The 26388-nt window shown below is 37.3% G+C and carries 22 protein-coding genes; 7 read left to right on the top strand and 15 right to left on the bottom strand.

Annotated features, from left to right (window positions below; translation table 11 throughout):
• The first annotated feature begins 3 nt into the window (after positions 1-3).
• The 3 genes from ACLJX0_RS06405 to ACLJX0_RS06395 all read left to right on the top strand — a co-directional run bounded on the left by ACLJX0_RS06405 (position 4) and on the right by ACLJX0_RS06395 (position 4103).
• Entirely contained in the window at positions 4-1173 is a 1170-nt protein-coding gene (locus tag ACLJX0_RS06405) for a thiolase family protein (protein ID WP_410879294.1), read from the top strand.
• Between the two features lie 17 nt (positions 1174-1190).
• The gene (gene lpdA / locus ACLJX0_RS06400) at positions 1191-2594 is read left to right on the top strand and encodes a dihydrolipoyl dehydrogenase (RefSeq protein ID WP_410879293.1); all 1404 of its coding nucleotides are present in this window, start codon (positions 1191-1193) and stop codon (positions 2592-2594) included.
• A 489-nt stretch (positions 2595-3083) separates the two neighbouring features.
• Positions 3084-4103 (top strand): hypothetical protein, encoded by a 1020-nt coding sequence (locus tag ACLJX0_RS06395; protein ID WP_410879292.1) that lies wholly within the window; start codon positions 3084-3086, stop codon positions 4101-4103.
• 110 nt (positions 4104-4213) lie between these two features.
• On the opposite strand, the gene ACLJX0_RS06390 is transcribed toward ACLJX0_RS06395, so the two are convergent.
• Complete coding sequence (locus ACLJX0_RS06390) at positions 4214-5317, bottom strand: hypothetical protein (RefSeq protein ID WP_410879291.1); 1104 nt, start codon at positions 5315-5317, stop codon at positions 4214-4216.
• 245 nt (positions 5318-5562) lie between these two features.
• On the opposite strand from ACLJX0_RS06390, the gene ACLJX0_RS06385 reads away from it, so the two are divergent.
• Positions 5563-6234 (top strand): endonuclease III domain-containing protein, encoded by a 672-nt coding sequence (locus ACLJX0_RS06385; protein WP_410879290.1) that lies wholly within the window; start codon positions 5563-5565, stop codon positions 6232-6234.
• Positions 6235-6248: 14 nt separating this feature from the next.
• Here the strand turns inward: ACLJX0_RS06385 and ACLJX0_RS06380 are convergent, their stop codons facing one another.
• Both ACLJX0_RS06380 and ACLJX0_RS06375 read right to left on the bottom strand, forming a co-directional pair.
• Entirely contained in the window at positions 6249-6404 is a 156-nt protein-coding gene (locus ACLJX0_RS06380; protein ID WP_410879289.1) for a hypothetical protein, read from the bottom strand.
• Positions 6405-6452: 48 nt separating this feature from the next.
• Positions 6453-7037 carry a sigma-70 family RNA polymerase sigma factor gene (locus tag ACLJX0_RS06375; protein ID WP_410879288.1) on the bottom strand — a complete coding sequence of 195 codons (585 nt, stop codon included), beginning with the start codon at positions 7035-7037 and terminating at the stop codon, positions 6453-6455.
• 223 nt (positions 7038-7260) lie between these two features.
• Here ACLJX0_RS06375 and uvrA point away from each other — a divergent pair, with 223 nt between their 5' ends.
• On the top strand, positions 7261-10071 hold the full coding sequence (gene uvrA / locus ACLJX0_RS06370; protein WP_410879287.1) for an excinuclease ABC subunit UvrA: 2811 nt from the start codon (positions 7261-7263) through the stop codon (positions 10069-10071).
• Positions 10072-10177: 106 nt separating this feature from the next.
• Here uvrA and ACLJX0_RS06365 read toward each other — a convergent pair whose 3' ends face one another.
• From ACLJX0_RS06365 to ACLJX0_RS06340, 6 genes are all read right to left on the bottom strand, one after another.
• The gene (locus ACLJX0_RS06365; RefSeq protein ID WP_410879286.1) at positions 10178-10486 is read right to left on the bottom strand and encodes a transcriptional regulator; all 309 of its coding nucleotides are present in this window, start codon (positions 10484-10486) and stop codon (positions 10178-10180) included.
• 4 nt (positions 10487-10490) lie between these two features.
• Entirely contained in the window at positions 10491-11015 is a 525-nt protein-coding gene (locus ACLJX0_RS06360) for a hypothetical protein (RefSeq protein WP_410879284.1), read from the bottom strand.
• Positions 11016-11337: 322 nt separating this feature from the next.
• Positions 11338-12639 (bottom strand): glycosyl transferase family 1, encoded by a 1302-nt coding sequence (locus tag ACLJX0_RS06355; RefSeq protein ID WP_410879282.1) that lies wholly within the window; start codon positions 12637-12639, stop codon positions 11338-11340.
• Between the two features lie 21 nt (positions 12640-12660).
• On the bottom strand, positions 12661-15087 hold the full coding sequence (locus ACLJX0_RS06350; protein WP_410879280.1) for a YfhO family protein: 2427 nt from the start codon (positions 15085-15087) through the stop codon (positions 12661-12663).
• A 355-nt stretch (positions 15088-15442) separates the two neighbouring features.
• A complete protein-coding gene (locus ACLJX0_RS06345; protein WP_410879278.1) occupies positions 15443-15733 on the bottom strand; it encodes a DUF4834 family protein in 291 nt (96 codons plus the stop codon).
• 78 nt (positions 15734-15811) lie between these two features.
• On the bottom strand, positions 15812-16189 hold the full coding sequence (locus ACLJX0_RS06340; RefSeq protein WP_410879276.1) for a rhodanese-like domain-containing protein: 378 nt from the start codon (positions 16187-16189) through the stop codon (positions 15812-15814).
• 91 nt (positions 16190-16280) lie between these two features.
• Between ACLJX0_RS06340 and hemN the strand changes: the two genes are divergently transcribed.
• Together hemN and ACLJX0_RS06330 are read left to right on the top strand one after the other, a co-directional pair.
• Entirely contained in the window at positions 16281-17642 is a 1362-nt protein-coding gene (gene hemN / locus ACLJX0_RS06335) for an oxygen-independent coproporphyrinogen III oxidase (RefSeq protein ID WP_410879274.1), read from the top strand.
• 8 nt (positions 17643-17650) lie between these two features.
• The gene (locus tag ACLJX0_RS06330) at positions 17651-17851 is read left to right on the top strand and encodes a hypothetical protein (protein ID WP_410879272.1); all 201 of its coding nucleotides are present in this window, start codon (positions 17651-17653) and stop codon (positions 17849-17851) included.
• A gap of 35 nt (positions 17852-17886) precedes the next feature.
• Here ACLJX0_RS06330 and ACLJX0_RS06325 read toward each other — a convergent pair whose 3' ends face one another.
• The 6 genes from ACLJX0_RS06325 to ychF form a co-directional block, all read right to left on the bottom strand.
• A complete protein-coding gene (locus ACLJX0_RS06325; RefSeq protein ID WP_410879270.1) occupies positions 17887-18798 on the bottom strand; it encodes a phospholipase A in 912 nt (303 codons plus the stop codon).
• Positions 18799-18909: 111 nt separating this feature from the next.
• Positions 18910-21555, bottom strand: coding sequence for a DNA gyrase/topoisomerase IV subunit A (locus ACLJX0_RS06320; protein ID WP_410879268.1), 2646 nt, complete (start codon positions 21553-21555; stop codon positions 18910-18912).
• A 3-nt stretch (positions 21556-21558) separates the two neighbouring features.
• A complete protein-coding gene (locus ACLJX0_RS06315) occupies positions 21559-23412 on the bottom strand; it encodes a DNA topoisomerase IV subunit B (RefSeq protein ID WP_410879266.1) in 1854 nt (617 codons plus the stop codon).
• A 95-nt stretch (positions 23413-23507) separates the two neighbouring features.
• Positions 23508-24422: a YihY/virulence factor BrkB family protein gene (locus ACLJX0_RS06310; protein WP_410879418.1), complete on the bottom strand. Its 915-nt coding sequence runs from the start codon at positions 24420-24422 to the stop codon at positions 23508-23510.
• A 5-nt stretch (positions 24423-24427) separates the two neighbouring features.
• Complete coding sequence (locus ACLJX0_RS06305) at positions 24428-25096, bottom strand: TIGR02117 family protein (RefSeq protein ID WP_410879264.1); 669 nt, start codon at positions 25094-25096, stop codon at positions 24428-24430.
• A gap of 94 nt (positions 25097-25190) precedes the next feature.
• On the bottom strand, positions 25191-26285 hold the full coding sequence (ychF, locus tag ACLJX0_RS06300; protein WP_410879262.1) for a redox-regulated ATPase YchF: 1095 nt from the start codon (positions 26283-26285) through the stop codon (positions 25191-25193).
• Positions 26286-26388: the final 103 nt, after the last annotated feature.

Below are 26388 nucleotides of genomic sequence, written 5' to 3'. Positions count from 1 at the left end.
ACCATGAAAGACGTTTTTATAGTAGCTGCCAAGCGCTCGCCTATAGGAGGATTCCTTGGGCAACTCCAACACATTCCAGCCACCGAGCTAGGAAGTTTAGTCCTCCAGTCCCTCTTAGAAGAAGTAGCCATCCCCAAGACAGCTGTCGATAGTTTATACATTGGCAATGGGGTAAGTGCGGGTCTAGGTCAGGCTCCTGCTAGACAAGTAGGCATTCTGGCGGGCTTACCTCCAGAGACAGAAGCTACAACCATCAACAAAGTATGTTCCTCAGGACTCAAAGCGGTTTCTTTAGCAGCGCAGCAAATTCAGTTGGATCAAGAGCATATCCTGGTTGCAGGAGGAATCGAAAGTATGAGTCGTGTTCCCTTTTATTCCTTTCCTCGTCAGGTTCATAAATTAGGTCATTTAACTAGTGTTGATGGGCTATTGAACGATGGACTAACAGACGCTTATGCTCATTGTCACATGGGCAATGCCGCAGAAATCGGTATTCGCCACTTTGGCTTTACGCGGGAAGAACTAGATGCTTATGCACAAAGTTCGTATCAAAAAGCGCAACAAGCTACTGCAGAAGGAAAATTCAAGAAAGAAATTACCCCCATTCCTCTTTCTTCTTCCTCTTCTGATTGGATGGAAAAGGATGAAGATATTTACAAAATAATCCCTGAGAAACTTGGGCGATTACGTCCTGTTTTTGAAGCAGAGGGATTACTTACTGCTGCAAATTCCAGCAATCTAAATGATGGTGCTGCCCTGCTTCTCCTCGCTTCTGCTCAAGCAGTAGAACAGTATGACTTAAAACCCTTGGCCAAAATAATTGGGTATGCTGATGCTGCTCAGGATCCGCTTTGGTTTACAACTGCCCCTGCGTTAGCTATTCCCAAAGCCTTAGAACATGCTAATTTAACGTTAGCAGATATCGATTTGTTTGAAATCAATGAAGCCTATGCTTCTGTGCCACTATCTATGGTTCACTTGTTGAATATTTCGTTGGACCAAGTGAATATCTATGGCGGTGCCGTGGCATTGGGGCATCCGATTGGTGCTTCGGGAGCACGTATTTTAGTGACACTTACCCATGCCCTGCAACAAGAGAATAAACGCTATGGCGTAGCGGCTATTTGCAACGGTGGCGGTGGTGCAACAGCACTCGTAATAGAAAAAGTATAAAGTAATCCGATACAACAATGGAAAAATTTGATCTTATCGTCATTGGCTCAGGACCTGGTGGGTATGTAGCAGCTATACGAGCAGCGCAATTGGGCTATAAAACCGCAATTGTTGAAAAATACAACACCTTAGGTGGTACCTGTACCAATGTGGGTTGTATTCCGACAAAAGCACTCTTGGATAGTACCCACCAGTATGCAGAGGCCTTGACCAAATTCAACAAACACGGAATTGAAATTCAAAAGATGGCGCTCAATCAGCAACAAATGTATCGTAGAAAAGAAGAGGTGGTTCAAAAAACCACACAGGGCTTGACGTTTCTAATGAAAAAAAACGACATCACCACTTTTCAAGGTATAGCACATTTTACGAGTAATACTACGTTGACTGTTACTTCTTCTACTGGAGTACTAACACAGCTAGAAGCAGATAAAATCATCATTGCAACGGGTTCTAAACCAGCAACACTACCTGGGATAACAGTAGATAAGAAACGCATCATTACCTCTACAGAAGCACTTACCTTAGTTGAACAACCTAAAAGCATACTAATTATTGGTGGTGGAGTAATTGGTGTGGAAATGGCATCTATTTTTAACCGTATGGGTACCGAGGTAACTATATTGGAGTATGCTCCTACTCTATTAGCGACGATGGATACGGAGTTGGGTAAAACACTACAGAAACTATTGAAGAAGGAGCAAATTAACATCCTTTTGGAACAAAGCGTGTATGCAGTTGAAAATTTGGGAGAACAGGCACGAGTAAAGTTTAAAGACAAACAAGGGGTAGAACATCAACTCGATGCGGACTATGTCCTTCTAGCCGTTGGAAGACGTCCTTATACGGAAGGACTTGGTCTTGAAAATACGGAAGTAACCTTAGATGAAAAAGGATATATAAAAACCAATGCACACTTGCAAACGCAAGCAGGGAATATTTATGCTATTGGGGATGTGATTGGCGGAGCCATGCTAGCACATAAAGCCGAAGAAGAAGCCGTATTTGTTATTGAAATAATAAACGGTCAAAAGCCGCATATCCACTACAACCGCATTCCTAGCGTCGTATATACTTGGCCAGAAATTGCCTCAGTTGGCGCAACAGAACAAGAGTTAATCCAGCAGAATATTACTTATACCATTGGGAAATTTCCATTTTCTGCCAATGCTCGAGCACGCGCTTCTATGGACACAGAAGGATTTGCTAAGGTATTGGTTGACCCCCAATACGGTGAAATTTTGGGCGTCCATATTATTGGTGCACGAGCGGCTGATTTAATTGCACAAGCCGTTGTTGCCCTAGAATATGAAGTAACGGCTAAGGATATGTTTTCCATTTCCTATGCCCATCCCACCTTTGCAGAAGTACTGAAAGAGGCGTATCGCCTAGCAGGTGGTTATCCAGCCATCAATATATAATTCTATTTTTTCTTTTTATAACAAAGAGCGTCTTGCTATAAAGCGCTCTTTTTTTTGTGGAAGTATTTTCCATTAGTTTATCTTGATGTACTACGTTTATTTATATCCTGTAATTTCAATTCTTACCAGCCTGCCAAAATTCATTTTTTTTTAAATAAAATAATCCTTTGTTTCATTTAATAGGTTTAAGCAACGGAACAAAATAAAATGGCGCTACACATTTATAAAATTAAACAAGAACAACAGTACCCTTTGACGTTCTTTAGTAAAACAAAAGCGTAAATCATACGATAAACCCTCTGTTTTCCTACTGTATTGAGTTGTTTTTATCTAAAAAAAACTCTCACATCCTCCAAAATATCCAACAAAAGTCTATTTGTTCTAGCAAAAAAATAATAGAGAAATAAACCTGTTCTTTTTACACTTTGCACGACCTAAAAAAAGTACTCCCCCTATATTCGTTTCAAATAATTTTAATTTTAATTTATTATGAAAAAAACATTTGCAGTACTTGCAGTATTTATTTTAATTGCTTGCGTAATTTCTTGTAGTAAAAGTTCAAATCCAGCATCTCCTATTACAACAAAGCAATTGGCTTTAACCGCCAGTAAAACAGTAGTCAACGAAGGCGAAGCCGTAGAATTCTCCATTAAAGTTAGTGATAAGATCTTAACCGATGCCATCTTATTTATCGATCAGCAAAAAATTTCAAATCCTTTTGTCTTTACCAAGGCGGGTTCTTACAAGGTGATAGCAAAAAAAGAAAACTACACCAACAGCAATGAAATTGTTATTGAGGTCAATGGAACTAAACCCATAGAAAAAAAATTAACCTTAGAAGCTAATCGTGCTACTATTAAAATAGGAGAAAAGGTAGCCTTTACAGTAAAAGACGAAAATAATCAAGAAGTTTTAGATGCCACGATTAACTCAAACGGCACTTCAGTTGGGGCTTCTTGGGAAGCAACAGCGGCTGGTTCATTTCAATTTATTGCTTCTAAAACAGGATATAGCGATAGTTCGGAAGTTCATGTTCTTGTTGAAGAAGTAGATGCGCCTTCTAATTACTTTATATATAAAGAACAGTATTATGATGTCACAAAAGCTAAACTTACACGCCTTGGTGAAAAGTTAGGAGCTGGAGGAAAATATGACGTTTATTTAGCAACGCTAAACAATGAAGGCACCCATAAAAAAAATGTATTACAATTTAAAATAGAATTCAAATCTAAAGATCCAAATATTCCAGAAATGCCTCAAAATGGAAAATTTGCTATTACGCCGTATGATCTTCTTGCGATAACGGTACATCAAACTGAAATACCCAATCAACATGCAGAAAATACTTCGTATGTAACTCTTTCGGGTATGTATCTCTTAGAAACAGCGGATTCTGATGTAGAAATCATAAAAAATGGAACGATTAATTTTAACATCGAAACAATGGATAAAGAAATTATTAAGGGTCGATTCAACGGTGAGATTTTAGTCAAGCTAAATAAATATTAATCCTAAACATAGGAGAAAAAAGGAAGCTACCCAAGTTGAGTAGCTTCCTTCCTATCATATAGGAACTAAGGAATCAAAATACTGAAAGCAATCCAATTCCTTTTTGTCTTTTATTGTAATCCATTTACTATAGCAATTACTTCTTCTTGTGTTCCTGTTTTTAAATCGGATGCCTTGAGTTCAATCATCTGATTTTTAGCAACCGTAATATCCTTAATAGCATACACGACTTTATTTGTAGCGGCATCTACAGAAACGAAGAAAACATATCCTTCTAGTCCAATAGGAACCCAGCCGTAATGCTCTGTAAATACATCTCCAAGTTCTGGATGATTTAAGAACACATCCAAATGAGCTAATCCTTCTTCATTCTTTACACCTAGGTAAACAGCCGCATTTTCATAGTTGTATCCTTGGGGAACTTTTACAAAAAATTGCGTTTGTTCTCCTTCGTAATCTGCATATTTATCAATATTAGACCACCCAATTTCAGCAGGTAATTCATTCCACCCGTTTAAAAACAACACATAGTTTTCATTGTCCTCATCGCTGCCTAAAAAACCCATTTCTGTTTGGATGGGAATTTCTGTAAAGGTCAAGTCATCCTTTGCATCCAAGTTCCCTTGCCATAATAGCATATCTTCTTGGAAGCCTTTGGTATTTTTAGTAGGAACTTCCATATTAATTCCATAATTAGAGACTTGTTTTCCCTTTAACTTGATGTCAAAGTAAAATTCTCCACCTGTAATGATAAATGCGCGATATCCCTCTGTAGACAGGCGTCCGTAGGCATCTTTCTCTACGTCAAAATATCCATTTTCATCTCTATTGGTAGGATATATCCCCATCGTTGGCCGATTCGCTAACGCCATGGTTCCCTTGTCATAGAGTTCGATAAAAGTACATTCAATTTCATCGCCTGCTTCACCCCAATATTCTGGGGTTGCCAATGCCGTAACATGAACTTTTACGCCTTGTTTACTACTAAAACTAAAAGCACCATCTTCCCCTAAGGTTGTTGTAATCTTTTGTTTGAGTCCGTCTAGTACCCCTGCTCTAAAATTAGTAAAATCTGTAGCAGTTGGTACTTTAATTTCTACAGGAGGCAAAACTGGATCAGGAGTTGATTTGTTGTCATCACTACTACAAGAAATAACACCTAATGCACTCAGGAGGAAAAGAATTCCTGCTGAGCGTTTAATCTTCTTTTTCATATTTTATTTTTTTTAATTATCGTCAAAAGTATTAAATCATCTGTAATAAAATAAAAAATAACTATACCATAAAGCACTATATGTACAATATAAATTGCAAGTCACTACTAAAATATGTTAAATTTAAAAATAAATTCTTTAAAAGAAATATTGAAACATCCACTACTTGACCCTTATAGGAGGCCTATCTTTTTTTTCCGATATTTGTAGTTTAGCTTTGTACTTTCATTCTTGAATTATTCATCATGACAAAAACGGAAAAAGTAAACTTTGTTCTTGAAACTTTAGATGCCTTATATCCTGAAATTCCGGTTCCTTTAGACCATAAGGATGCCTATACGTTGTTGATTGCAGTGTTGCTATCTGCTCAATGTACGGATGAACGCGTGAATAAGATAACTCCTATTTTATTTGCTAAAGCAGATAATCCATATGATATGGTTAAACTAACTGTTGAGGAAATTCAAGATATTATTCGCCCTTGTGGGTTATCGCCTATGAAGAGTAAAGGAATCTATGGGCTGTCTAAAATCTTAATTGAAGAACACAATGGGGAGGTTCCAGCGGACATGGAGGCACTTGAACGTTTACCTGCTGTAGGCCATAAAACAGCTTCTGTTGTCATGGCACAAGCCTTTGATATTCCAGCTTTTCCTGTGGATACGCATATTCACCGTTTGCTGTATCGCTGGGGATTTTCCAATGGGAAAAGTGTACAGCAAACAGAAAAAGATGCCAAACGTTTATTTCCGAAAGAACAGTGGAATAAACTTCACCTGCAATTAGTATGGTACGGTCGCCAGTATTCTCCTGCGCGAGCATGGAAGTTAGAATTAGATATTATTACGAGTGTAATTGGTCGAAAAACTGTACTCAACGAATATTACAAAAAACAAGAAAAAAAAGCATCGAAATAATCGATGCTTTTTTTTTAGTTCACTTCGGATGGTTTCAACTTCGTTTCTACGAATTCACTAAAAGCTAATTGCGACCAATACTTGGAGTACGCCAATAGCTTTTCAATTAATTCGGGTTGAGGCAACTTCGCATCCTGTCCTTTTAAAAGCGTTTTGTAGTTTTCCTTCATAAAATATCAATTGAGTTTTGCTATTAAAACGCACAAAACGAGACTTTATTATACGGTAAAAGAAATTTGTTTTTTCTCCATTAATCGCCTCAAATTAATAATAGCATAGCGCATGCGACCTAAAGCCGTATTAATACTGACATCAGTTGCCTCTGCAATTTCTTTAAAGCTTAAATCTTGATACAAGCGCATGCGAATTACTTCCTGTTGATCTTCAGGTAATTCTAGTATTAATTGTTGTAAGTCAGTTGTTATCTGATTGGTTATCAACAATTCTTCAATGGTTTCACTATCATCTTTTAGAAAAGAAAAAAATGGGGTTTGCTCCGTATCATTATGGATGGTAATTCGCTTTTCACGGCGGTAATGATCCATGATTAAATTGTGAGCAATACGCATAACCCAGGAGATAAACTTCCCTTCTTCGTTGTATTTTCCAGTTTTAAGGGTATTGATGACCTTGATAAAGGTATCTTGAAAGATATCGTTGGTTAATTCAACATCGTCTAATTTACTGAAAATAAATCCAAAAATTTTAGCTTGATGTCTTTTAATTAAAATTTCAAGCGCCTGCTCATTGCCTCCCACATATTGATGCACTAAGGTTGCATCTGGTAATTGAATCAATTCCATAACAAAATTCTTTTTATAGCTGTTCTATGTAATCTAAAAAAGTAATGTTGTTATATAGGCTCTTGATTTTTATCGATTAAGTGATACAAATATAAGTAAAATATTCTGTTAAAAACAATAGTTTAAAAGAAATGTTAAACGTCTTCGGTATTCTTTACTGCCGAAAGCGTTTCATAAACAAAGATAAAAGCGTATTTTTGTGTTTCAAATACACGAATCTCCTATGTCTAAACTAGATTTTTCTAAACTAGATCCAAAACACAATATCATTATTAAAGGCGCACATTTGCATAATTTAAAGCATATTGATGTGGTAATTCCTAGAAACCAAATGGTGGTCATCACGGGGCTTTCTGGCTCGGGAAAGTCTTCCTTAGCCTTTGATACGCTTTATGCAGAAGGGCAACGTCGCTACGTGGAAAGTTTATCTGCTTATGCTCGCCAGTTCCTAGGACGTATCGATAAACCTAAAGTGGAATATATCAAAGGGATTGCTCCTGCTATTGCGATTGAACAAAAGGTAAATACAACCAATGCGCGATCAACGGTGGGAACATCAACAGAAATATACGATTATATCAAATTGCTATTCGCCCGAATCGGGCATACCTACTCGCCTATCTCTGGGCAAGAGGTGAAGAAAGATACGGTAGAAGATGTTATTAAGTTAGTGCAAACACTCCCCCTAGACAGTAAATGGTTGTTGTTAGCTCCCTTACGCTTTGAAGAAGATCGATCGCTAGCTGAACACTTGGCTGTTCTATTGAAACAAGGGTATGCTCGTTTATCCGTAAAAGGAGAAATGGTTCGTTTAGATGAATTTCTAGCGCTAGAGGCAGATTTGATTAATCAATTTGCTCTGGATGATGTTTTACTTATTATTGATCGTATTGTTGTCAAAGATACAGATGAGTTTTACAATCGCTTGGGAGATGCTATTGAAACAGCTTTCTTTGAAGGAAAGGGAACGTGTTTTGTCCGCGCTTTAGCAGGAGAAACACACTATGAATTTAGCAACCGCTTTGAACTTGATGGACTCACATTCTTAGAGCCCAATATCCATTTATTCAGTTTCAACAATCCGTATGGCGCTTGTCCCACTTGTGATGGATATGGCAACGTGATTGGAATTGATGAGGAATTGGTATTCCCTAATACGGGATTATCCGTATATGAAAATGCGGTTTTCCCTTGGCGTGGAGAATCCATGGGATGGTATCGCGATCAATTGATTCAACATGCGTATAAATTTGATTTTCCTATTCATCGTCCTATCTTCCAGTTAACACCAGAAGAAAAGGCACTTCTATGGGAGGGCAATGAGTTTTTTACAGGACTACATGCTTTCTTTGAAGAATTGGAGGAAAAGAATTATAAGATTCAAAATCGCGTTTTACTTTCGCGATACAGAGGAAAAACAAAATGCCCAACTTGTAAAGGGAAACGCTTGAGAAAAGAGGCAAATTACGTCAAAATTGGCGGAAAAACTGTTTCTGATTTAGTGGATATGCCCATTGATAAGCTCGTTGTTTTCTTTCAAGAATTACAGCTTACTTCGTATGAAAAACAAGTAGCCAAACGCCTGTTGATTGAAATCAACAATCGCTTGGGCTTTTTGTTAAATGTTGGACTTTCCTACCTAACCTTGAATCGAAATTCATCTACCTTATCAGGTGGAGAATCACAACGGATCAATTTAGCCACTTCGTTGGGAAGTAGCTTGGTAGGCTCCATGTATATTTTGGATGAACCGAGTATTGGATTACATCCCAAAGACGGAGAAAAACTAATTCACGTCTTAAAACAACTACAAGCGCTAGGCAATACGGTGATTATTGTTGAGCATGACGAAGAAATTATGCATGCAGCGGATCAAATCATTGATATTGGCCCAGAAGCAGGTACCTTTGGAGGAGAACTAGTCGCTCAAGGTAGCTTTGAAGAAATTTTACAATCTGATTCCTTAACGGCTCAATACCTCAATGGAACAATGAAAATTGAGGTGCCTAAAAAGAGAAGACCCTACAAGCACTATATTGATATTATCGGAGCAAGAGAACACAATCTAAAAAACATTGATGTTCGCTTTCCTTTGGACTGTTTAACCGTGATTACTGGAGTTTCTGGAAGTGGAAAGAGTACCTTAGTGAAACGCATCCTCTTTCCTACTCTACAGAAGAAATTAACGGGTCTAAGTGATAAACCAGGACAATATACCGCTTTAGAAGGCAAATTTGACCACATCAAACAAATTGAATATGTGGATCAAAACCCAATTGGACGAAGTTCACGCTCTAATCCGGTAACTTATATCAAGGCCTATGACGAGATTCGAGACCTTTATTCCAAACAAAATACCTCTAAACTAAGAGGCTATCAACCCAAACACTTCTCCTTTAACGTGGATGGAGGTCGATGTGAGGTATGTAAAGGGGAAGGTAGTGTAACGGTTGAAATGCAATTCATGGCAGATGTTCACTTGGAATGTGAGGCTTGTCACGGAAAGCGCTTCAAGAAAGAAGTTTTGGAAGTGAACTTCGAAGGCAAAAATATTGATGATATTTTATCCATGACGATAGATGAGGCACTAGCCTTTTTCAGCCTGCACAACCAAACCAAGATTGCTACACGCTTACAACCGTTGCAAGATGTAGGATTAGGCTACGTCCAATTAGGACAATCCTCTTCTACCCTGTCTGGTGGAGAAGCACAACGCATCAAATTGGCTTCTTTTTTATTAGCAGGATCTACACGAGAAAAAGTGCTGTTCGTTTTTGATGAACCTACAACAGGTCTGCATTTTCACGATATTAAAAAGTTATTGACAGCCTTCAATGCACTAATTGATAAAGGACATTCAATCATCGTGATTGAGCACAATTTAGACCTGATCAAATGCGCCGACTATATTGTAGATATTGGTCCTGAAGGCGGTGAAAAAGGCGGTGAATTGATCGCTTTTGGAACACCAGAAGAAATAGTTACCTGCAAAGCATCTAGCACAGGACAATTTTTGAAAAATAAATTGAAATAAAAGCTTTTTTGGTGATGAGCGAAATTTATAAAGTAGAAAAAGCATACAATAAAAACAAAAAAGCTTGAGGATTACCTCAAGCTTTTTTGTTTCTGCTAACTGTCAACTATACAATATCTTCTGGTATCGCTTGAAACAAATTATACGAAAGTACATGACTGAGTTTAATCAAAGTATCTAATGTAAAATTCTCTTTTCCTTTTACCCATTTACTTACCTGTTGTGGTGTAACAGCCATTTTTTCTGCTAAATCTTTTTGTTTCCATCCTAACACAGTTAAGCGACTTAAAATATCCAGAGCGATTTTCTGAGAAACCCTATGTAATTCTCTGTTGGTCACACGTGTTTTAGCGCGATCAAGTGTATTTGTTTCTTCTGCTGAAACAAGTGCTAAAAATTTTTCTTTATTCAACATGGTTTTATTCGTTTAAGAATTCAAAAAAAGAATCTTTATCTATAATATTCTCTCCACTTAAATAGGCATAGGCTCTATTTAATTTATTTAGTTCTTTAGTGGTATGCATACGTTCTTGCATTAAATGTTGTAAGGGTAACTTTATTGCTCCGCCCGTAATAACAAATGTATTTATATCGATTTTAATAGCATATATTCTCAAACAATCTTCTCTTCCTTTTTGTAAAGAAAGCACTTGAGCACGATATTCCCTATTGTGCAGTGGTTTAAAAAAATACGATAAACTTTCCTCTTTGGTCGATGCAATCGCTACTAAAGTATCGTCAATTACTTCTACATTGGTACTAATATACATCGCCATTTCTTCTAAGCTAACATCCTTTGGTATATCTTTTTCATTCTGCTTTAAAAAGGTAAACAAATAGTCCATGTCCGTCCATAGCTCAATCAATCGATCATATTCATTGAATTCCTCGCCCTCGTAATGAAAGGCCCATAACTTGTCTTCAAAGATACTAACAATTTTCATAAAATCAACCTGTAGGTTTAGTTTTTGCAATACTATTTAATAACAGTAGCAATTCTATATCTCTCTTTTTCCATCTCTCGTTTCTCATTTTTACATTTGTTTTTGGTATTTAATTAATCTTAACAAAAACAATTCCAAAAAAGAGAAATAGGAAATAATAAACCGAAACGCAGTGTAAGTACATTGAACACTAAAACAAAATATAAACTAGGTGAAATAAAGGAGTAAAATTTTCTAAAGTAGAAGAAGCAAACAACAAACAAAAAAGCTTGAGGTAATCCTCAAGCTTTTTTGTTTGTTGTTTGCTGTCAACCGTTAACCGTCAACCATTCAACACACTCACCAAGCGTTCAGTCAGGCGTTTGCGACCAAAATATTGCAAGCCCATGGCGTGTACTTGGAGCTGTTTCTTTTGATACAGTTCAAAATACTGCAGTAAGATTTCAGTTATTTTATCTTTTTCACTGTAAAGCGCATTTTTTCCTACATTAGTTTGTTGGATAATTTCAAAGAAATCGGATTCCTCTGGTCCTATAGCCAAAATAGGGCGTTCTGCTGCCATGTATTCAAACAATTTTCCTGGAATAATAGCGCGAGTATCATCCGAATCAATTTCAACGAGCAGCAAAACCTGAGAAGCGCGCATTTGTCTTAGAGCTTCTTGGTTTTCTACATACCCCCGATTATCGGTACATTCTACTAACTTGAACTCCGCTAAAGTATTCAAGATATCTTCGCTTATTTTTCCGATGAGTTTTAATTCAAATGCTGCTTTAAAAGCGGGGTTCTCTCGTCTTAATTCGCTAATTGCCTTCCACAGAACGCGCGGATTTCGATTCGATAAAAAAGAACCAATATGGGCTAGCGTAAATTTCTCATCTAGGGGAATCTTACCTAAATGAGCCACATCATAACCATTGGTAATAATAGCAATGGGTTTATCGGTTTTAGTTTCGAATTCTTTACGCGTAGTTTTACTCGTTACAATCAGATGATCCGCTGTATTGAGCACCTCATGTTCTAGTGCTAGATGCTTTTCTTTGGCTTGATCTGATAGTTTAAGATCCTTATGATAACCAATTGTTGTCCAGGGATCTCTAAAATCCGCAAACCATTTTAGCTGTAGTTTTTTCTTTAATGCTAGTCCAATTAAATGTACACTGTGAGGAGGACCTGTTGTAATAACCGTCTCAATATCGGGGTGTTGTTTTAAATAGTCTGTTAGATACGCTACAGAAGGCTTTACCCATCCAATTCTCGCATCGGGAATGAACATATTTCCACGAATCCACAGCAATATTTTATCCCATTTGGATTGGTTTCTCACTTGGGGAATCATACCTGAACTCATCGTTTGTGCACGTTGTCCTGCTAATTTTTTTGCAAGTCCATAAGGCTCCTTAATCTTGTGCTTTAGAATAGTAATGGAAGGATCTACCTCCTGCTCCAATTGGGTGTCAATTAAGGGATAATTGGCTCCTTCTGGCACATATACAATGGGTTCAATATTAAAATCTGGCAAGTATTTCACAAACTTCAACCAACGTTGAACACCAGGGCCACCCGCTGGAGGCCAATAATAACAAACAATTAAAACTTTTTTCTTTTCTATTTTCTTTTCCATTTTATCTCCTCCCTCTCCCGTTTAGGCTTCCTTTCTTTTTTTAACAGACCAACCAATCGCTCCCACAGCAAGTAAGAGAATCAGTAGTGAACTTGCTAAAGCAATTCTACTTCCTGTTTTCACCACTTGAGGTTCAAAGGTAAATTCAATCGTATGTTTTCCCTTTGGCAAGGGTAAGGCTCTCAATACATAATCTACGGCTAAAATAGGCACTTCTTGCCCATCAACTTTAGCAACCCATCCCTGAGGATAATAAACCTCAGAAAACACGGCTAATCCCTCATGCTGATTTTCTGCTTCATAGACTAGTTGATTGGCTTTATACGAAATCAATTGAATTGAAGCCAACGAATCAACAGTATAGCTATCTTGAACTGCTTGAGCAAACGTGTGAGTATTCAGTACAGCGGTTGTTTTCGTATTGATGCTATTCAGTGCTTTCATCTCCTCATCTGCCGTAGTTACTTTTTGTACAGCCGAAACAAACCAAGCATTGCCGTTAGCTTCTTGATTTAGCATGGCTACACTGCGTCCTTCCTCATCGGGTTGAATCACGTATTTTACATTCATCATATTGAATACAGGCATAGGGTTTTGACTCATTTGATAGTCTGCCAATTGCTGGATTCTCCTTGGCTTAGCTGCGTGATAACCTCCTAATGATTGGTGGAAATACGATGCTTTTGCACTATTTAATCCCCCTTGCGCATCAAATACGCGGAAGTGAGTTGGGTCATTTAAAATTTGCTTATCGGCTTGGGTAATTTCAAAAGGTTCTTCCATTTTTCTTGCAGACACAAAAGATTCATCATTGACGTATTTGCGGTCTACCATCACCAAATCTCCAACTAACAGACACCCAATAATCACTAAAGCATACATTTCCTTTAGCTTATCCTTCGCAATTAAAAACAAGACTATAGCAGCAGCTAACATTAATAAAAATGAGCGTATTAAATCACTGGTGTACATGGCTTTTCGCTCCTCAATCAAGGCGCGTATAAAGCCAGGACCAATCTCTCCATAAGCCATGCGGTAGTAGTCATCATTCAATCCTGTAAAAGAAAGTGTTCCTTTAATTGCAAACAGGAATACAACGATTCCACCTACAATCAAACAGGTTTTCTTTAAGGTTTCTACTTGTTGTTTTTGATCGAGTTTGAAAAAACTATATAAGCCTAAAATAGCTAGTACAGGCATACACATTTCCAAAATAACCTGGATGGATGATACCGCTCTAAACTTATTGTACATGGGTACAAAGTCAATAAATAAATTGGTAAAAAATGCGAAATTTTTACCCCATGAAAGAAGTAAAGCTATGAGTGCTCCAGCAAAGAAGATATGCTTTATTTTGCGTTTTTCTGTAAATATTCCCAACACAAACAAGAAGAATACCACGGCTCCAATATAGGCAGGTGCAGCTACGATGGGCTGGCTTCCCCAATAGGTAGGAGCTTGTTTACTCATTTCTTGTGCACGATGTGGATCGGCTCCAATTGACGTAAAAAAGCGATAAACCGCATTGTCTTTCTCCAATACCTCATTATTTGCTCCTCCTGTTAAACGAGGTGCAATCAAGTTCAAACTTTCAAAAATACCATAGCTATATTCGGTAATATAGTCATAACTCATTGCATTAGACGATACTTTAGGAGAACCATCGGGCTCATAGGTTAATTCACTGGAACTGCGTGTACTAAATTGGGTGTATTCTGCAGTAGCCATAATATTCGTGGCATTGGCACCAATACTCAAAATGGCAGATCCCACTAGAATAGCATAAGCCAGGCCCAATCCTTTCCAATCTTTAGCTTTGCTGTATTGATAGGTATAAGCGATGGCTAAAACCACTAAAAACAACAGTAAATAGTAAGTCATTTGAAAGTGATTGGCACTTATCTCAAGAGCTGCAGCTACAACGGTTAGAATTCCTCCCGCTACATATTTTTTTCTAAAGACTAATAATACTCCAGCAACCACCATCGGCATATAGGCAATAGCATGGGCTTTCGCATTGTGTCCTACACCTAAAATTATAATTAGATAAGTAGAAAAACCAAAAGCTAAAGATCCAATAAAGGCTTTTAAAGGACGTACGCCTAAAACCAGCATTAATGCATAGAATCCCAAGAAATAGAGGAATAAATAGTCTGCGGGTCTAGGTAAAAAACGAATCGCGCTATCCAACTGTTTTACAAAATTATAAGGATATTTGGCTCCTAATTGATAGGTTGGCATACCTCCAAAGGCACTATTGGTCCAATAGGGTTCTTCATTAAATTCGGCTCTGAAATTATTTTGTTCCTTAGCCATCCCTGTATACTGTACAATATCAGATTGATAAATAACTTTGTTCTGTAATACGGGTGAAAAATAAAGTAAGGCTACTACGATAAAACCCACCAACACCAAGAGATGCGGGATATACTTTTTTACTGCATTCATGCTTTAAAATTACTTTGCGAGGTTTGCATTCTGTTTAATTAGCTAATGTAAGTAATTTTGGGATTATATGGGAGGTTTTTTTCTTGAATGGTGAATGGTAAATGATGAATGGTGAAGAATAGAGATGAGAAAAGGGAGATGGGAAAAGGGTACATTTTTGTTCTTTGTTGGTTACTTTTTTGTAGGTTGACTCATCTCACCAAATCGTAGCGTAGCGAAAATCGGAACGAAGTGTAGATTCATCGAACACCAAAACAAAATATAAACTAAATGAGATAAACCCTCACCAATAAAAAAAGGCTTGATAGAATAATATCTATCAAGCCTTTTTTTATTTCACGCTTTACGCATAAAACTACTTCTTATCAATTTCTTCAAAATCAATATACTCACCTACGACTTTCGTAGAACGTGGAACTTTATCTTTCCCTGTATCTGTTTGATTGTTGTAATTTGTTTCTTCTTGTGTGGATCTATTTTGTTGATAAAAATCTTGCTGTTGCTGTTGAAAATTTCGTTCTACTTTTTTTGCCATTTTATAGACAAATAGCGGAAATAAATAACGCATCGCAAATTTAAAAGCATAATAGATCACGACGATGATGGCCAATGTTCTTAAAAAACTTCCGAATGATGCTATATCCATATTTTACCTTTTTTTCAAAAATAACATTTTTTTTACTCATCTAATCCGTTCAATTCTTAAATAATTGATAAATTAAACTTAGTCTTTTTCAGCTTTCCAGGCTTTATACCCTCCTGCTAATTCGATGACCTCAAATCCAGCTTCTTGCAGTTTCTCCGCAGCGGCTGCACTTCGCTTTCCTGATTGACAGAAAATATAAACGGGTTGCTTTTTATCTAGCTGTTCAATATTTTTTGAAAAGCGCTCATCCAAAAAATCGATATTTACAGCATTCAAAATCGTTCCTTCTTTATATTCTTTTGGCGTGCGAACATCAATTACTTGTGCTTTTTTAGTTTCAATTTGCGATTCAAAAACTACCGGATTTACAAGTTGTTTTTTTGTGTTAACCTCCTGAGCACTACCCTTAAAAAAAGAAAATATTAGTAGTGTTGCTGTTAAAATTATATTTTTCATCCTATTTTTCATCTAATTTTTTTTAATCAAGTGACAAATATCAGGATTATTCATTTTGATTCCTGCTACATTTGTTACAAATATACGAAAAATGGCTACCCCTCTGATACAAAAATATAATGTACCTGGACCTCGTTATACGAGCTACCCTACAGTACCCTATTGGGATGAAACGGGTTTTACTCGAGACAAATGGCTGGAATGCGTCAAAAAAACCTTCGATGAGACGAACGAAAAAGAAGGAATTAGTTTATACATTCACTTGCCTTATTGCGAGAGTTTATGCACCTTTTGTGGTTGTCATAAACACATCACTAAGCGTCACGAAGTGGAGGTTCCGTATATCCAAGCGGTATTAAAAGAATGGGCCTTGTATTGTACGGTATTGGAAGACAAGCCAATAATAAAGGAGATTCACTTGGGTGGTGGAACTCCAACCTTCTTTGCTCCTGAGCATTTGCAAACGTTAATTGAAGGCATCTTAGCGCGTGGACTCAAAGCGGAAGGATATGAATTTAGTTTTGAAGGGCATCCCAACAATACAACTAGAGAGCATTTACAAACATTATACAACCTCGGTTTTCGAAGAGTTAGCTTTGGCGTACAAGATTATAATCGCGAGATACAGAAGGCCATAAATCGTAATCAAACGTTTCACGATGTCGCTAAAGTAACTCTTTGGGCCAAGGAAATGGGCTATACGTCCATTTCACATGATATTATTTTTGGTTTGCCCTTTCAACATATTGAGCATGTGATTGATACCATTGAGAAAACCAAGTCGCTTTCTCCAGATCGCTTGGCTTTTTATAGCTATGCGCATGTGCCCTGGATAAAAGGAAATGGACAACGCGGATTTAAAGATGAAGATGTTCCCAAAGATGAAGAAAAACGAAAGCTCTATGAAGTTGGAAAAAACTTATTGGAAGAAAAAGGATACATTGAAATTGGTATGGATCACTTTGCCTTAAAGTCAGATTCGCTATACAAAGCAATGAATACCCATAGTATTCACCGCAATTTCATGGGATACACTTCTTCTAAAACAGATTTAATGATCGGTTTGGGTGTTTCTTCCATCAGTGATAGTTGGACCGCTTTTGCTCAAAACGAAAAAAATATAGCTGCTTACTATGCGGCATTAGAAAATAATGAGATTCCTGTCGTTAAAGGGCATATTTTAAATGAAGAAGATTTGATAATTAGAAAACATATCCTACATTTAATGTGTAATTTACAGACAGATTTAAGTCTTGATAAGGATCGTATTGATTTTACGCCTATTCTTGAAGAACTGAAAGAAATGGAAAACGATCAATTGATTACTATCCATGACCACGTCATTACGATTAACAAAGTTGGTCGTGCCTTTGTACGCAACATTTGCATGGCTTTGGATTTGCGTTTACAGCGCAATAAACCAGATCGTGCCTTATTTTCTATGACTATTTAAGCTATATTATGAATAAAAAATTTGAAAAAATAACCACTTATCTTGTTCTTTTTCTATTGGTCTATGGTATTTATCAATTGGACATGGAGCATTTGTGGTCGATACAAGTTAACTGGTTTTCCTTTTTGGCTTTCTTTATTTTCTTGTGTTACTTGGTTTTCTCCTTAAAGAAAGCAGCGAAACAGCAGGATGAGGAAAGAATAAAGTAAAGAAGGAGCAACTCAGTTGCTCCTTCTTTACTTTATTAATACCATTCCATTAGTGAGATACCTACTCCAACGGTTGTTTGATTCCAATTGTAATCAATCAGTGATTCGCCATATCCATTATTAACCACAAAGAAAGCTTTGAGGTTATTCTTAATTGGATAGGTATAGGTCAGCTCATGAAAGCCTTTATACCTTGAATTAAAACGCATATTGTTTCGCATCATAAAGGTTAGAACTTGCCCATTTCGTTGATAAGCCACGGTAAGTTCTCCTTTGCCGTAATGCTCTAAAATTCCTACATTATCATCATCCTTGTTTTTCTCAGCTAATCGCATCCAAGGTTTCAGCATAAAGGTCCAATCGTTGTATTCCATTCCCAAATGCATGGTAAAACGGTTCCAACTTCTTGAAGTAGGTTGACTTTTTCCGTTCGATTGGTGATTAAAACCGACACCAATCATTTTAAACTTTAAATTTTCAATAGAAATAGACAACGGATAGTTGAAAATTACTTCCGGTTCGTAGTTGAGTTCGCGAAAGGGACGTGATTCTCTATCATTATAAGCTTGCCAATTCGCTGTTTGTGTAAAGGCCAACCAAATATCCCCTTTTCCAAACAATAGTCCTTCTACCACTTTGGTTTTAAAACTCAATTGGAAGCGTATTTCTGTTTCCTGATAATCGATAGCATCAGGACGCCCCATATGCTCGCTATAACTAAACGGTTGATCATTGGGTTTATTGGACCATCGAAAAGGCAATACGTATACTGATTTATAAGGAGATAAGGTAAAGGTCTTTCCTCTACTTGTCGGTAATAAATCCCAGCGCTCACTTAGCGAGTGTACTTCTGATTGGTCAAAAAGGTTATCTGGTGATTGAGCTTGTCCACTTAAACTCCATAGCATTAAAGCTACTACACCCCCTATTTTTGTTTTCTTTATCATAGCCTTGTGAAATAAGGTGACTGTATATTCTCAAAACTTCGTCTTTCTTAAAGTCAACAAAAAAAGTGAATCGCAATTCACTTTTTTGCTTTTTACCCTCTATTTCTTCGATTAAAACAAACTACTTTGTCCATCCTCATCGATATTTACATCGGGTAAATTTTCCAAATCATAAGAAATTTCTTCTTCCTCTTCCACTTCTTCTTCATAAGGTAATGACTCCAAATGATCGATTTGTTTTACTTTATCTGTCGTAAGCTGATTACCTAAAGCTTTAATTCCTTTAACGGTTATAAATTGCTCTAAATCAACTGTTAAACTTTCCTTCTGCACTCCTTTTACCTTAGCAAAAACTACTTCTACAACTGGGCGATAATCCGTAGAAATCAGCTCTAATTTTGAGTGTTCATGTTCTGAAATAAAGATATCTTCCCTATTTTCATTTTCTACGATAAATCGCTTGACATAGTATCTCGCTTTTTCGCCATCGTAATAAACGGCAGAAATAGGCTTGGTAGGTTTCCATTTTTCCAATACAATCATATCTTCCTCAAAGTGAGTGGTCAATTCAGGAACAACTGTTTTCACTTTTCCACTTTGGGTGATGATTAACAGGCGGTCTTCAGGTTTAAATTCACCCAAAAGATCTCCTCTTCCTTCCACATTTAAACGCCTTACTGCATCATCATACCAGATTTTACGTGGACGCAAAGTCGAGATTCCCTTTTCTTTGAGTTCGATTTTCTTGATGGCATATTTCGTTACTAAGTTTCCTTTGGCAATACGTCCTTTAATCAATAAATCAGCAAAATCCACATCAAATTTCAGCTTCTTGACATTGCTCAACTGACGCAACAAAATGGTTACTACCTCTGCTTCACCGTTGGGATTGGCAGAGAAATACAAAATTTGAGATCCTGCATTACCTTGCGTCAAATCATACACTTTATCACGTGTAATGCTCATCACATTAAAACGCTTAATATAGGTAGGTCCAGATTTTCCATCGCGGTAGATTAGGTTATAGATGGTGCGCTTATCATTTTTTGCAAATACATCAATATGAATAATATCTTTCCCGACGAAGCGCTTCTCTTCTACTTTTGAAATTACCATGGAACCATCACGTAAAAAGACAATAATATCATCAATATCCGAGCAGTCACACACATATTCATCTTTGCGCAACGAAGTTCCAAAGAACCCTTCTTGTCGATTAACATAGAGTTTGGTGTTGCGTAAAACTACTTTCGTTGCTTCAATCGTATCAAAGCTTCTCAATTCTGTTTTACGTTCCTTTCCTTTTCCGTATTTTTCTTTTAAGTTAGTAAAATACTTGATGGCAAAATCAATCAAGTGTTCCAAATTGTACTTTACTTGCTCGATATCCCCTTCTAGGGATTCAATTTGCTGATTGGCTTTATCAATATCGAAACGCGAAATACGCTTGATTCGAATTTCGGTCAATCGAATGATATCCTCTTGAGTCACCGCTCTTTTCAGGTTAACCACAAATGGTTTTAAGCCTTCATCAATTGCAGATAATACCCCTTCCCAGGTTTCTTCTTCTTCAATGGCGCGATAGATTCTATTTTCAATGAAGATACGCTCTAACGACAAGAAATGCCATCTTTCTTCTAGTTCTCCTAATTCGATTTCCAACTCTTGCTTTAACAAATCTACCGTTTGATGCGTAGAGCGTTTAAGCATTTCTGTCACCCCGATGAATAGAGGTTTATTATCTTGAATAATACAAGCCAAGGGCGCAATAGATGTTTCACAACCCGTAAAGGCATATAAAGCATCAATTGTTTTATCTGGAGACGTTCCAGGAGGCAAGTGGATTAAAATTTCCACATTAGCCGCTGTATTGTCTTCAATTTTTCTAATTTTTAATTTTCCTTTTTCATTGGCCTTTAAAATGCTATCAATCAATGAGGTTGTTGTTGTTGAAAAAGGAATTTGAGTAATCACCAGTGTATTCTTATCCATTTGTGAGATACGTGCACGTACTCGTACACGTCCGCCACGTAATCCATCATTATAATTGGATACATCAGCGATTCCCTCTGTAGGAAAATCAGGATAAAGCGTAAACGGTTTTCCCTTTAATATTTTGATGGAAGAATCGATGAGTTCATTGAAGTTGTGTGGCAAGACTTTCGTGGACAAACCTACCGCAATCCCTTCAGCACCTTGTGCTAAAAGCAAGGGAAACTTTACAGGTAAATTAATAGGCTCATTGCGACGACCATCATAGGATGATTGCCAATCTGTAATTTTAGGTGAATACAGTACTTCTAGCGCAAATTTACTCAATCGTGCCTCAATATAACGCGATGCTGCGGCCCCATCCCCTGTTAAGATGTTTCCCCAGTTTCCTTGCATATCAATAAGCAATTCTTTTTGTCCAAGCTGTACCATGGCATCACCAATACTTGCGTCCCCATGTGGGTGATACTGCATGGTATGTCCTACGATATTAGCTACTTTGTTGTATCGACCATCATCCAACTCTTTCATTGAGTGCATAATACGGCGTTGAACAGGTTTAAAACCATCTTCAATAGCAGGAACAGCACGTTCTAAAATCACATAGGATGCATAATCAAGGAACCATTCCTTGTACATCCCTGTTACCTTGGTAATTGTCTCCTTATCCTCTTCTTCTTGTAATGCTGTATGATCTTCTACAAACTCCCCATTTTCCAGGTTATTCGGTTGAATATCTTCATTCAAATTATCTTCAGTACTCATAGTCTATTCTTCTACAACGTCAAGTTCAACTTTCAAATTATCAATGATAAATTCCTGTCTATCTGGGGTATTCTTACCCATATAAAATTCTAGCATTTTTTCAATAGACATTGATTTATCAAGCATCACAGGATCTAGGCGAATACTTTCACCAATAAAGTGTTGAAATTCATCTGGTGAAATCTCTCCCAACCCTTTGAATCGCGTAATTTCTGGTTTAGGTTTTAGCTTTTCAATCGCTGCTACGCGTTCCTCCTCGCTATAGCAATAGATGGTTTCCTTTTTGTTTCTCACGCGGAACAATGGCGTCTGTAGGATATACAAATGCCCTTCTTTGATGAGTTCAGGGAAAAATTGCAAAAAGAACGTAATTAACAGCAAGCGAATGTGCATCCCATCAACATCGGCATCGGTTGCGATTACGATATTGTTGTAGCGCAAGCTTTCAAAGTCTTCCTCGATATCTAAGGCCGCTTGAAGGAGGTTAAATTCTTCGTTTTCGTATACAATTTTCTTAGTCATTCCGTAAGAGTTTAAGGGTTTCCCTCTTAAACTAAAAACCGCTTGGGTGTTTACATCTCTCGATTTGGTAATAGACCCCGAAGCAGAGTCTCCTTCCGTAATAAACAAGGTACTTTCTAGATAGCGTGGATTTTTAATATCTGTAAAATGCACACGACAATCGCGTAATTTTCGATTGTGCAAACTTGCTTTTTTTGCACGTTCCTTTGCTATTTTTCGAATACCAGACAGCTCTTTACGCTCGCGTTCCGCTTGTAAAATCTTGCGTAATAAAGCCTCGGCAATATCTGGATTCTTGTGTAAATAGTTATCCAATTGCGTCTTAACGAAATCATTGACAAAGGTACGTACGGTTGGTAAATCGGGTCCCATATCCGTTGAACCCAATTTTGTTTTGGTTTGAGATTCGAATACGGGTTCTTCTACCTTTACAGAAACAGCCGCCACGATAGACTTACGAATATCAGAGGCTTCAAAGTTTTTATTATAAAATTCTTTTAACGTACGCACTACTGCCTCCCTAAAGGCACCTAAATGCGTTCCTCCTTGGGTAGTATTTTGTCCATTGACAAAAGAATAGTACTCTTCTGAATACTGGGTCTTGCTGTGAGTAATGGCCACTTCAATATCATCCCCTGTCAGGTGGATAATTGGATACACTTGATCTTCCTCACTGATATTTTCGTTCAGTAAATCTTTTAATCCATTTTCGGAATAGAACTTTTCACCATTGAAGATAATAGTCAATCCTTTATTCAGGTAGCAATAGTTTTTGAGCATGCGCTCAATATATTCTTTGCGGTACTTGTAATTTTTAAAAATTTTCTCATCCGCAATAAAGGACACTTTAGTTCCCTTGCGTTTGGTGGTTTCTACTAGTTCTTCTTCATTCACCAAATCACCAGCAGAGAAATCGGCGGCTTTTTGTTGATTATCGCGAACAGAAACTACGCGAAAATAGGTGGACAAAGCATTGACTGCTTTTGTACCCACTCCGTTAAGACCAACTGATTTTTTAAATGCTTTGGAGTCGTATTTACCACCGGTATTCATTTTTGACACTACATCGATAACCTTTCCTAATGGAATACCACGCCCGAAGTCGCGAACCGTAACCATTTTATCTTTTAACGTAACCTCAATAGTTTTTCCGGTGCCCATTACAAACTCATCAATACTATTGTCAATCACCTCCTTGATTAGGATATAAATCCCATCATCTGGAGACGATCCATCACCAAGCTTACCGATATACATACCCGGACGCATACGGATATGTTCTTTCCAATCTAAAGAACGAATATTGTCTTCAGTATACTGATTTTGATTTTGCATATAAATTGTTGGAATTTGTGCTAAAATACTACTATTTAAGCTAAAATAAAAATGATAAAAATTTGTAAATACCGTTTTTTTGCTTGTAAAACCTTCTATTCTTCGGTCTTTTTGATGGCATTTTTATCAATTTCCAAAGAAAACGCTCCAGGTCTGATTCGCTGACCAAACAATAACGCGTAATTTTTGGTAAATTCAGCGCCAAAATACAAAATCATCGCAGAATAGTAGACCCAAATTAGCATTACGATAATTGAACCTGCTGCACCATAAAGGGAGGATTTAGCCGTGGTGCCTAAATAAAAGCCGATACCAAATTTTCCCACCATAAATAGCACAGCGGTAAAAGCAGCTCCTACTAGGACGTCTTTCATGCGAATAATTCCATTGGGTAAAGTTTTAAAAATAACAGCAAACAACAGGGTAATGATAAAAAATACAATAATATTGTTAACGAGCTGAACCAAATAAATGGTGGACTCTGCAAAATAAGTCGTTAAATATTCAAATAAAATGCTGGCTAACGAATTAACCAACAAGCTCACTAACAGCAAGAAACCTACCGAACCAATCATTGCAAAAGACAACAAGCGGTTTTTAATCAATCGGATTACGCTTTTTTCAGGTTTAGCGACGAAGCCCCAAATATAGTTAAGTGAGCTTTGTATCTCCGCAAAAACACCAGAAGCAGTAAACAACAACATAACCACTCCTATAATCGTTGGTAAAACACCAGAGCGGTTAATGGTGACATTATTCATGGCACTTTCTACTTCCTTGGCTGTATTAGGTCCGACGAGTTCTCCCACCTGCTGGTAGAAAAAAGAAGAGACATCTTTTTCTTCTAGGAAAAATCCAGAGGCAGATATAATTAAAATAATCAAAGGAGGTAATGCGAAGATGGTGTAGTAAGACAGCGCTGCACTAAAGGTAGTTGCCCGGTCATCTAAAAAATCCACAACGGATTGTTTCAATAAAATGCCTATTTTTTTAAAGGGGATGTGTTGAATCATACTTATTGATAATGCCTAAAAATTCCTTGATCGTGTAATGTCCACAGGGCTGCTTTTTGCTTGCACTGTTTTAAACCTTGGTTCACCCAGGTATTACACGTATAAAATAAACTATAACTTCCTCTTGCTTCGTAAAATGCATCGGTTACCTCATAACCTTGAACCTCTATAGGTTTATACATTCCGTGTTCTTTTTCAAAACTTGCATCAATATAATGAACTAAGGTTTGATATTCTTTTGGGGTTAAGGTGAGCTTTACTCGGTTCTCTCCTGCTGTAAAAACAGCATAAGTCGTGACGTGCATAGCGGAAGCACCTAATCCTGAAAGCGCCTGAAGCGCTGTAGTGGCTCGCAAATCACTCCACGTCGGTGTATCGATATAAAACCCTCTATCGCCCCAGCCAAAGGCCACCCAACGCACAACACGGCCCTGAAAATCGAATTTCGATTGCCAATCTTGTGTGGCTGTAGTTGCTGGAAGCACAAAATCCGTATGAACCCCATTGGTCGATAGATAGATAATAATCTCTTTTTCTTCTTGATTTTCTATCGCTGTATTTTCCCTATGCGGCCATAGGGATAGTAAATAAAACACACCTACGTAAACCCCAACAAATGTAAAAAAACACAGGGTAATCGTCTTTACAAATCGTGCTATTTTTTTTAGCATAAATGAACTCAATGCGATAAACAAAAACTTAAATATACAAAAAAAGAGAGGTTATTCCGACCTCTCTTTCTCGACTTTTTCTTTCTTTTATATTTTATACGTTAAAACGGAAGTGCATTACATCTCCATCTTTTACAATATATTCTTTTCCTTCCACTCTTAGTTTCCCAGCTTCTTTTACCTTTGCTTCTGAACCAAATGCTACATAGTCATCGTAAGCGATTACTTCTGCACGGATAAATCCTTTTTCAAAATCAGAGTGAATTACACCTGCTGCTTGTGGTGCTGTATCTCCTACATTAATCGTCCAAGCTCTCACTTCTTTTACTCCCGCTGTAAAATATGTTTGTAATTTCAACAACTGATAAGCGGAACGGATTAATTTAGATGATCCTGGTTCTTGTAAGCCCAAATCTTCTAAGAACATTTGACGCTCTTCGAATGTTTCCAATTCTGTTATATCCGCTTCTGTACCTACCGCTAATACGATTACTTCAGCATTTTCGTCTTTTACTAACTCTTTTACTTGCTCTACATACGCATTTCCGTCCACAGCTGCTCCTTCATCCACGTTACATACATATAGCACTGGCTTTGTTGTAATCAACTGAAAAGCTTCCAACAATACTTCTTCGTCTTGGTTTTTTGCCTCCACTACACGTGCAGATTTACCTTCAAGTAAAACAGTTCGAATACGCTCTAATAAATCAGCCTCTACTTGTGCTTCTTTATTTCCTGTTTTTGCTGCTTTCTTTACTTTTTCTAAACGCTTTTCAACCGTTTCTAAGTCTTTCAATTGTAACTCAATGTCAATTGTTTCCTTGTCGCGAATTGGGTTTACTTTTCCATCTACGTGCACGATATTATCATTATCGAAACAACGCAACACATGGATAATTGCATTACACTCGCGAATATTTCCCAAAAATTGGTTCCCCAATCCTTCTCCTTTACTTGCTCCTTTTACTAATCCAGCGATATCAACGATTTCCACTGTTGCTGGTAAAACGCGCTCTGGATTTACCAATTCTTCTAATTTTAACAAACGTGGATCGGGTACGTTTACCACCCCAACATTGGGTTCAATTGTACAGAATGGGAAGTTAGCACTTTGCGCCTTAGCGTTTGATAAACAATTAAATAGTGTTGATTTTCCAACATTAGGCAATCCTACAATACCTGCTTTCATATTTTAGTAACTTATTGTCTTTTTATAATGTGTGCAAATATATTCAAAATTTCACAGAAACACTTTTTTTCTTTTGGCTTTTGGTGTTTGTTGTTTGGCTTTT

Source organism: Myroides sp. DW712, from assembly GCF_046557355.1.
GTDB lineage: Bacteria > Bacteroidota > Bacteroidia > Flavobacteriales > Flavobacteriaceae > Flavobacterium.
The sequence above is the reverse complement of the archived record's forward strand: the minus strand, read 5'-3'. Positions and strand labels throughout refer to the sequence as shown.

What these genes read in the sequence shown, in the direction of transcription:
- ACLJX0_RS06405 (WP_410879294.1), top strand. Translation starts at nt 4, where the DNA reads ATGAAAGACGTTTTTATAGTAGCTGCCAAGCGCTCGCCTATAGGAGGA.
- lpdA (WP_410879293.1), top strand. Translation starts at nt 1,191, where the DNA reads ATGGAAAAATTTGATCTTATCGTCATTGGCTCAGGACCTGGTGGGTAT.
- ACLJX0_RS06395 (WP_410879292.1), top strand. Translation starts at nt 3,084, where the DNA reads ATGAAAAAAACATTTGCAGTACTTGCAGTATTTATTTTAATTGCTTGC.
- ACLJX0_RS06390 (WP_410879291.1), bottom strand. Translation starts at nt 5,317, where the DNA reads ATGAAAAAGAAGATTAAACGCTCAGCAGGAATTCTTTTCCTCCTGAGT.
- ACLJX0_RS06385 (WP_410879290.1), top strand. Translation starts at nt 5,563, where the DNA reads ATGACAAAAACGGAAAAAGTAAACTTTGTTCTTGAAACTTTAGATGCC.
- ACLJX0_RS06380 (WP_410879289.1), bottom strand. Translation starts at nt 6,404, where the DNA reads ATGAAGGAAAACTACAAAACGCTTTTAAAAGGACAGGATGCGAAGTTG.
- ACLJX0_RS06375 (WP_410879288.1), bottom strand. Translation starts at nt 7,037, where the DNA reads ATGGAATTGATTCAATTACCAGATGCAACCTTAGTGCATCAATATGTG.
- uvrA (WP_410879287.1), top strand. Translation starts at nt 7,261, where the DNA reads ATGTCTAAACTAGATTTTTCTAAACTAGATCCAAAACACAATATCATT.
- ACLJX0_RS06365 (WP_410879286.1), bottom strand. Translation starts at nt 10,486, where the DNA reads ATGTTGAATAAAGAAAAATTTTTAGCACTTGTTTCAGCAGAAGAAACA.
- ACLJX0_RS06360 (WP_410879284.1), bottom strand. Translation starts at nt 11,015, where the DNA reads ATGAAAATTGTTAGTATCTTTGAAGACAAGTTATGGGCCTTTCATTAC.
- ACLJX0_RS06355 (WP_410879282.1), bottom strand. Translation starts at nt 12,639, where the DNA reads ATGGAAAAGAAAATAGAAAAGAAAAAAGTTTTAATTGTTTGTTATTAT.
- ACLJX0_RS06350 (WP_410879280.1), bottom strand. Translation starts at nt 15,087, where the DNA reads ATGAATGCAGTAAAAAAGTATATCCCGCATCTCTTGGTGTTGGTGGGT.
- ACLJX0_RS06345 (WP_410879278.1), bottom strand. Translation starts at nt 15,733, where the DNA reads ATGGATATAGCATCATTCGGAAGTTTTTTAAGAACATTGGCCATCATC.
- ACLJX0_RS06340 (WP_410879276.1), bottom strand. Translation starts at nt 16,189, where the DNA reads ATGAAAAATATAATTTTAACAGCAACACTACTAATATTTTCTTTTTTT.
- hemN (WP_410879274.1), top strand. Translation starts at nt 16,281, where the DNA reads ATGGCTACCCCTCTGATACAAAAATATAATGTACCTGGACCTCGTTAT.
- ACLJX0_RS06330 (WP_410879272.1), top strand. Translation starts at nt 17,651, where the DNA reads ATGAATAAAAAATTTGAAAAAATAACCACTTATCTTGTTCTTTTTCTA.
- ACLJX0_RS06325 (WP_410879270.1), bottom strand. Translation starts at nt 18,798, where the DNA reads ATGATAAAGAAAACAAAAATAGGGGGTGTAGTAGCTTTAATGCTATGG.
- ACLJX0_RS06320 (WP_410879268.1), bottom strand. Translation starts at nt 21,555, where the DNA reads ATGAGTACTGAAGATAATTTGAATGAAGATATTCAACCGAATAACCTG.
- ACLJX0_RS06315 (WP_410879266.1), bottom strand. Translation starts at nt 23,412, where the DNA reads ATGCAAAATCAAAATCAGTATACTGAAGACAATATTCGTTCTTTAGAT.
- ACLJX0_RS06305 (WP_410879264.1), bottom strand. Translation starts at nt 25,096, where the DNA reads ATGCTAAAAAAAATAGCACGATTTGTAAAGACGATTACCCTGTGTTTT.
- ychF (WP_410879262.1), bottom strand. Translation starts at nt 26,285, where the DNA reads ATGAAAGCAGGTATTGTAGGATTGCCTAATGTTGGAAAATCAACACTA.